The 1,457-nt window shown below is 44.8% G+C and carries 1 pseudogene; it reads left to right on the plus strand.

The window, feature by feature from the left end:
• Positions 1-540: 540 nt before the first annotated feature.
• Positions 541-1,455: pseudogene (gene rsmH, locus F6K20_RS38295) on the plus strand (16S rRNA (cytosine(1402)-N(4))-methyltransferase RsmH).
• The last annotated feature ends 2 nt before the right edge of the window (positions 1,456-1,457 follow it).

Raw genomic sequence — 1,457 nt, forward strand, 5'->3', positions numbered from 1 at the left:
CAATTTCCCGGAGTCTAAGGTCTCGCTCCCGTTGCTGGAGTTCTCGTTCTCGAAGCTCAAGGTCTTTAGCTTTTTCTTCTTTGGAATTCATCGGTTTTTCCTTAGTTGACTGCAAATTTACTGGTTGACTGACAAATCTAGTCTGATGCTTCTTTAATGGCTTGACAGTAGCCACAGGGGTACCTTTATGATTAGTCTTTAGCTACTATAGCAATTCTAAATTGAGTCAATATAGCTCATAAGTATGATCAAGGCTATAGTTGTTACTATAGCGCTACGCGCAAGTCAGAAGTCAGAAGTCAGAAGTCAGAAGTCAGAAGTAACCTATGACTAAGTTTCAGAGTTTAAAAATGTCACACATCTGAATGCATAGTGCTATAAAACCTCCTTTCAATATAGTGCTGAGTAAGACTTGTCACTATTCACAACTAGAGAGGTTACAGTTGATAGGTTACAGTTATAGAGTTCCCGGACAATCTGGTCTGATTAACAGCAGGAGGTCTAATCTCCTCAGGACATACTTAGGATTGCTTGAATCACATGGAAACTGAACCATTACAGGCCAATACAACACCCTTTTTCCATGTGTCCGTATTGAGTCAGGAATTAATTGAGGGACTAGCTATCTGCCCTGGTGGTCATTACTTAGATGCCACTGTGGGTGGTGGTGGACACACTGAGTTAATTTTAGCAGCAGCACCGGATGTGGAAGTTACAGCTATTGACCGGGATGCTAATGCGATCGCAGCCGCCAAGACCAGGTTAGCCAGTTATAACGGAAGAGTTAATTTCTGGCAGGGAAATTTTGCCGAATATCAGCCTAATGATAGGGTATTTGATGGTATTATTGCGGATTTAGGCGTCAGTTCAGCTCAGCTAGATTTACCAGAGCGAGGCTTTAGTTTTCGCCATGCTGCTCAGTTAGATATGCGGATGGACCAGAGCCAGTCTCTGACGGCAAAGGATATTATTAATAATTGGGGTGAGGTACGGTTAGCGGATGTTTTTTATAAGTATGGGGAAGAACGGTTATCCCGGCGGATGGCACGGCGGATTGTGGAGAAGCGTCCGTTTCAGACAACCACTGAATTAGCCAATGCGATCGCATCTTGTGTTCCCCCGAAATACCGCTATGGCAGGATTCACCCAGCGACTCGGGTGTTTCAAGCCCTACGGATTGTGGTCAACCAGGAACTTGAGAGCCTCGAAAGCTTTCTCGACATTGCCCCCCATTGGCTGAAACCAGGGGGAAGACTTGGAATTATCAGTTTTCACAGTTTGGAAGACCGGATTGTTAAGCACAAATTCCGGGAGTTGTCAACTAATTGCTAACTATTGCGGGTGCTAACTAAAAAGCCAACTGTAGCACAAGCTGAAGAAATCCAGCATAACCCTCGTGCTCGCTCCGCTAAACTCAGATTCGCAGAGCGACTAGAGCTGAGCACTCAAGAGTGACA

Source organism: Moorena sp. SIO2C4 (genome assembly GCF_010672485.1).
In the GTDB taxonomy this organism is placed as follows: Bacteria; Cyanobacteriota; Cyanobacteriia; order Cyanobacteriales; family Coleofasciculaceae; genus Moorena; species Moorena producens.